The 6,142-nt window shown below is 71.0% G+C and carries 6 protein-coding genes; 4 read left to right on the top strand and 2 right to left on the bottom strand.

What is annotated here, in order from left to right:
- Together AC1DXV_RS30155 and def are read right to left on the bottom strand one after the other, a co-directional pair.
- The coding region (locus tag AC1DXV_RS30155) for a DUF6600 domain-containing protein (RefSeq protein WP_477937124.1) at positions 1 to 1,787 on the bottom strand (1,787 nt) is incomplete at its 3' end.
- Between the two features lie 117 nt (positions 1,788 to 1,904).
- Positions 1,905 to 2,447, bottom strand: a complete 543-nt coding sequence (def, locus tag AC1DXV_RS30150) for a peptide deformylase (protein ID WP_477937122.1) — start codon at positions 2,445 to 2,447, stop codon at positions 1,905 to 1,907.
- A gap of 117 nt (positions 2,448 to 2,564) precedes the next feature.
- On the opposite strand from def, the gene AC1DXV_RS30145 reads away from it, so the two are divergent.
- From AC1DXV_RS30145 to AC1DXV_RS30130, 4 genes are all read left to right on the top strand, one after another.
- Positions 2,565 to 2,888: a hypothetical protein gene (locus AC1DXV_RS30145; protein ID WP_477937120.1), complete on the top strand. Its 324-nt coding sequence runs from the start codon at positions 2,565 to 2,567 to the stop codon at positions 2,886 to 2,888.
- 76 nt (positions 2,889 to 2,964) lie between these two features.
- Positions 2,965 to 4,356 (top strand): hypothetical protein, encoded by a 1,392-nt coding sequence (locus AC1DXV_RS30140; RefSeq protein ID WP_477937118.1) that lies wholly within the window; start codon positions 2,965 to 2,967, stop codon positions 4,354 to 4,356.
- Between the two features lie 8 nt (positions 4,357 to 4,364).
- Positions 4,365 to 5,285, top strand: coding sequence for a metal ABC transporter substrate-binding protein (locus tag AC1DXV_RS30135; protein WP_477869885.1), 921 nt, complete (start codon positions 4,365 to 4,367; stop codon positions 5,283 to 5,285).
- Positions 5,282 to 6,055: a metal ABC transporter permease gene (locus AC1DXV_RS30130; RefSeq protein ID WP_477869883.1), complete on the top strand. Its 774-nt coding sequence runs from the start codon at positions 5,282 to 5,284 to the stop codon at positions 6,053 to 6,055. Before AC1DXV_RS30135 ends, AC1DXV_RS30130 begins: the two co-directional genes overlap by 4 nt.
- Positions 6,056 to 6,142 lie beyond the last annotated feature (87 nt).

The following is a 6,142-nucleotide window of genomic DNA, read 5'->3' as shown; positions in this document are numbered from 1 at the left end:
GGACGCGGGCGCGGCGTGTAGCCGGGCTGCTGCGGTTGCTGTTGCGGACTCTGCTGCTGCGGAGCCTGCCCCAGCTGGGGTTGCTGCGGCTGTTGCGGCTGCTGCGCCACCGGCGTGCCCGGCCGCTCCGRCCGGCCCCAGCCACCCTCGCCGCGGCCGTTGTTCTCGCCGCGGCCGTTGTTGTCACCGCGCCCGTTGTTGTCGCGCCCGTTGTCGCGCCCGTTGTCGCCACGGCCTGCGTTGTTGCCGGGCACGAGCGTGCTGCCCAGGTTGCTGCCGTTGTTCTCGCGTCGCCCCGGCGGCGGCGGAACGGGCTGCCGCGCGTCCGGCGCGAAGCTGACGCGGCCGGTGCGCGGGTCCTCCACACGCCGCCCACCGGCCTCGCCGCGCGCAGGCATCGGCATCGGCACCGGCGCGTCGACGCGTGGCCGTTCGCGCCCCATGTCGCGCAGCACGCGGTCGTTGACACGCGTCATCGCCGGCGCCACCGGCTGGCGGCGCTCCATCACCACCGCCGGCACCACGGTCACCGCATGCGGCATGCCGCGGTTGATGTAGTGCGTCTGCTGCACCACCGCCCCCGGGCTGTTGATGATGTTCGTGACGTTGGTGATGTTGGTCACGTGGGTCACGTTGACGTTGCGGATGTAGCGCGGGCTGACGCGGTAGCCCGGCACGTAGACCTCGCGCGGCGCGAGCGGGAACCAGCCGACCGACGGCGAGTTGCCGACCGAGATCGACAGGCTCAGGTTCGGCCCGCCCACCCACGCCACCAGCGCCGGCGCATACACCGGCCGTGCGATGTAGGTGCCCGGCGTCCAGCACCAGGCGCTGCGGTGCCACACCCAGCGGCCGTAGTGGAACGGCGCGAAGCCCCAGGGCGCGTCGTCGACCCAGGTCCAGCCCCATGGGTTCACCCAGGCCCAGTGGCCCATGCGGTACGGCGCCCAGTCGGGGGCCACGTTGCGCGGGATCCAGATCGCACCGTAGTCGGGGCTCTGCTCCCAGCGGCCATAGCGGTCCAGGTCTTCGACGCCGGTCATCTCGGGCGAGACGTAGCGGGTCGAGACGCTGCGCTCCTCGCGCTGGTCGAGCGAGGCCACCCAGTCGGAGAACGGGTCGCGCACCGGGTCGGTGATGCTGTACTGCGTCGGCGCCTCGGGCTTGTCGCGCCAGAACTCGGCACGCTGGTTGGGCAACACCGTCAACGCGGTGCGGTCGCCTTCGAACTGCGCCTGGCCGCTCACCACCGTGACCTGGCTGGTGTCGTCGACGCGGTCGAAGCGGTAGCTGCCGGTGCGGTCGGTGCGAAAGCGCCCTTCCCCGGTCGCCACGCCGAATTCAGTAGCCGCCTCGCGGGTGCGCAGCCGCGCCGAGAGGCTGCCGCTCAGCAGTTGCAGGCTCAGGTGGTTGTCGTCGAGTTGCAGCACCTCGACCTCGGTGTTGGCGGCGATGCGCAGCGTGGTGGAGCCGATGCGGATCTCGGCGCGGCCGTCCTTCTCGGTCGACAGCCGATCGCCGGTGGTGACCGGCCGGTTGCGCGCCGCGGCGATCCATTCGGCGCTCTCGGGGGCGTAGACCCAGACCGCGCCGTCGACCTCGGAGAGCCGGCCGACACGGCCCGGCGGGTCTTCGTCGGCGGCCCGCGCGGGCTGCGCGAACAGCGCCAGCACGGAGATCAGCATCAGGCCGATCATCAAGCCCAGCCAGCGTGCAGACCGGGCGCCCATGCGGGCGGATGTAGCGATTCGGGTGCTGTTCGGCACGGCGAGCTCCTCACGTTGCATGGTCACGGTCCGGTGGGACCGCGCGGAACCGGTGAGGTTCCAGCGGGCACAACGTGTCAGACCGTGACGCCGCTGACCGCAGAAACCTTTCTTCGCAAAGCAGCCGAAGAAAAGCCGTCAGTCGTCGTCGTTCGGGTCCAGGTCCGGGAACAGCACGCTGGTGAAGCCGAATTGGCTGAAATCCTCGATCCGTGTGGGATAGAGCTTGCCGATCAGGTGATCGCACTCATGCTGCACGACGCGGGCATGGAAGCCCTCGGCCTCGCGGTCGATCAGGTTGCCCTGCGGATCGAGGCCGGTGTAGCGGATGCGCGCATGGCGCGGCACCATGCCGCGCAGCCCCGGCACCGACAGGCAGCCTTCCCAGCCCGCTTCCCGCAGATCGGACAGCGGCACGATCGTCGGGTTGATCAGCACCGTCTCCGGCACCGCGGGCGCATCGGGGTAGCGCGTGTTGTTCTTGAAGCCGAAGATCACCAGCTGCAGGTCGACGCCGATCTGCGGCGCCGCGAGCCCGGCTCCGTTGGCATGGTGCATCGTGTCGAACATGTCGTCGATCAGCTGCTGCAGCTCGCGGCTGCCCAGTTGCTCGCGCGGCACCGGCGGCGCAATGCGCAGCAACCGGGGGTCGCCCATCTTGAGGATCTCGCGCACGGTCATCGGTCAGCGTCCTTTGCAAAGTCGTCGCATCGACCCCGCATTGTCGTGAATCGCGCGCCGCCCTGCCGGCGTGTGCTATTTTCCAGGCGCTCGGTGCGTTCTCGCACGACACCCTCGATGGCCCTGCTGCGCTTCCTTCGCCTTGCCCTGCTCGCCGGGTCGGTCCTGCTGACCCCGCAGCTGTGGCTCGCGCATGCGCTGTCGCACGGGCTGCCCGCGCCCGGGCACGCGCAGGCCGGCAAGGAGCGGCAGACGCAGACCGACAAGGTCTGCGACGCCTGCCTCGCGTTCGCGCAACTCGATGCGGCGATGCCGGCGCACTTCGACTGGACGGCGCCCGCCGACGCCAGACCACCGGCCGACCCCTTGCCGCCCGATGCGCGGGACGGCGCCACGCCGGTCACCACCCGCGCCCGCGGCCCGCCGACGCTGCACGCCTGATCCGTCTCCGCTGCCGGCGCGCCCCTGGGCCGTGCCGGTGCTCGATCACCCGCAGACCGTCTGCAGGACGCACCCCATGCACCTCCACCGCACCTGGGCCGCCGGCCTGGGCTCCTCGCTGGGCCTGGCCGCCGCGCTGGCCTGGCCCCCGAACGCGCTCGCCGACCCGGCATCAGACGTCGAGCAGCTGAAGAAAGACATCGCCGACCTGCGCCAGTCCTACGAGGCCCGGTTGCAGGCGCTGGAGCAGAAGCTGCAGCAACTGCAGCAGGCCGCACCCGCCGCAGCGCCGGCGGAAGCGCCACCGCCCGCTCCGGCCCCCGCTGCAACCACTTCGGCCTCGGCCTTCAACCCGGCGATCTCGCTGATCCTCAACGGCACCTACGCCAACCTGTCGCAGGACCCGGCGCGCTACCGCATCCAGGGCTTCATGCCCTCGGGCGGCGAGGTCGGGCCCGGCAAGCGCAGCTTCCAGCTCGGCGAGTCCGAGCTCGGCTTCGCGGCGACGATCGATCCGACCTTCAGCGGCCACCTGACCTTCTCGCTGACCGGCGACGACAGCGTCAGCGTCGAAGAAGCGGTGTTCGAGCGCCAGGGCCTGTTCGACGGCGCCACGCTGAAGGGCGGGCGCTTCCTGTCGTCGATCGGCTACCTGAACAGCCAGCACGCGCATGCCTGGGATTTCGTCGATGCACCGCTCGCCTACCAGGCCTTCTTCGGCGGCCCGCTGAAGACCGACGGGCTGCACCTGCACTGGCTCGCGCCAACCGAGCGCTTCGTCGAACTCGGCGCCGAGATCGGTTCCGGCGCCACCTTCCCCGGCAACGACACCGGCCGCAACGGCATCGGCTCGGCCGCGCTGTTCGCGCACGTCGGCGACGACCTCGGCGAGAGCGCGAGCTGGCGCGCCGGCCTGTCATACCTGCGCCAGCGTGCGCAGGACCGGCGCTACGACGACCTCGACGCGAACGGCGACGACCACGGCGCCTCGTTCAGCGGCCGCAGCAAGACCTGGGTGGCCGACGCGATCTACAAATGGGCGCCCGGTGGCAACGCAACGCGCGAGAACCTGAAGCTGCAGGGCGAGTATTTCCGCCGCACCGAAGACGGCACGCTCGCCCAGGCCGCGGCGATCGGCGGCTTCAGCAGCACGCAGAGCGGCTGGTACCTGCAGGCGGTGTATCAGTTCATGCCGCAGTGGCGGGTCGGTGCGCGCTACGACCGCCTCGACGCCGGCAGCCTCGCGATCGGCCTGGTCGACAACGGCACGGTGAGCGCTGCCGACCTGCCGGTGCTGCAGCGCGCCAAGCCGACGCGCAGCACGCTGATGGTCGACTACTCGCTGTCGGAATTCAGCCGCTTCCGGCTGCAGCTCGCCAGCGACCGCAGCCGCGGCGAGGCGAGCGACCGGCAGCTCTTCCTCCAATACATCATGAGCCTCGGCGCCCATGGGGCCCACTCGTTCTAGGACACCGCATGAATCCCTTTCTGAAGACCCTGGCACTCGCCGCCCTCACCGGTGCTGCGCTGCACGCGCAGGCCGCGCTGAACGTCGTCGCCTGCGAGCCCGAATGGGCCGCCCTCGCGAAGGAACTCGGCGGCGACAAGCTCAACGTGTCGTCGGCCACCACCGCGCTGCAGGACCCGCATCACATCGAGGCCCGGCCCAGCCTGATCGCGCGCGTGCGTGGCGCCGACCTGCTGGTGTGCACCGGCATGGAGCTGGAGATCGGCTGGCTGCCGGTGCTGATCCAGCAATCGGGCAACGCGAAGCTCTCGCCGGGCGCGCCGGCGATGTTCGAGGCCGGCCGCTTCGTCACGCCGCTGGAGGTGCCGACGCGGCTGGACCGCGGCGACGGCGACGTGCACGCGCAGGGCAACCCGCACATCCAGCAGGATCCGCGCAACATCGCGAAGGTGGCAGCCGCGCTCGGCGCACGGCTCGCGCAGCTCGACGCCGCCAACGCGGCCACCTACCAGCAGCGCCTGCAGGACTTCAACACCCGCTGGGCCGCGGCGCTGCAGCGCTGGGAAGCGCAAGCGAAGCCGCTGAAGGGCGTGGTGGTGGTCGCGCACCACAAGAACATGGGCTACCTGTGGAACTGGCTCGGCGTGCGCGAGATCGCGACGCTGGAGCCGAAGCCCGGCGTCGAGCCGAGCGCGGGGCACCTCACCGAGCTGAGCGCGCTGCTCGCGCAGCAGCCGGCGAAGATGGTGGTGCGGGCCGCGTACGAAGACCCGCGCGCATCGAAATGGTTGTCGGAGCACGCGAAGATCCCGGCCGTCGCGCTGCCGTTCACCGTCGGCGGCACCGACAAGGCGGGCGACCTGTTCGGGCTGTTCGACAGCAGCATCGCGCTGCTGCTGGAGGCCGCAAAGATGGACAACACCAAATGACGGTGGCACCGATCGATTTCGCGATCCTCGCGCCGGCGCTCGCGGCCGGGCTGCTGGTCGTCGCGACGCACGTGCCGCTGGGCGCGCAGGTGCTGCGCAAGGGCATCGTCTTCATCGACCTCGCGATCGCGCAGATCGCGGCACTCGGCGTGATCGTCGCCGGCCTGCTCGACATCGACCCGGGCGGCTGGCAGGTGCAGGTGGCCGCAGCGCTCGCCGCGCTGGCCGGCGCGCTGCTGCTGACCTGGACCGAGAAGAAATGGCCCGACGTGCAGGAGGCGCAGATCGGCGTGCTGTTCGTGCTGGCCGCGACCGCCGGCATCCTGCTGCTGGCGAAGAACCCGCACGGCGGAGAACACCTGCGCGACCTGCTGGCCGGGCAGATCCTGTGGGTCAGCTATGCGCAGCTCGCGATCCCGCTGGTCGCGACGCTCGCGATCCTCGGGTTGTGGTTCGGCGCGCGTGCGTTGGTGGAGCGGGCCGGCTTCTACCTGCTGTTCGCGCTGGCCGTCACGGTGTCGGTGCAGCTGGTCGGCGTGTACCTGGTGTTCGCGACGCTGATCGTGCCGAGCCTGGGCACGCGCAAGCACCGCGAGGCGCGGCGGCTGCCGCTGGCGTATGCGATCGGCGTGCTGGGATACGCGATCGGGCTCGCGCTGTCGTCGGCCTTCGACCTGCCGGCCGGCGCGTTGATCGTGTGGTGCCTGGCCTTGCTCGCGATGGCGGTGCACGCCGCGGCGCCCGCCCCGTCAGGCCAGCAAGGCGCGTAGCGCCGCCTCGTCGATCACCTCGACGCCCAGTTCGCGCGCCTTCTCGAGCTTGCTGCCGGCCTCTTCGCCGGCGACGACGTAGTGCGT

The sequence above is a fragment of the Rhizobacter sp. P3_C12 genome (assembly GCF_056402735.1).
The sequence above is the reverse complement of the archived record's forward strand: the minus strand, read 5'-3'. Positions and strand labels throughout refer to the sequence as shown.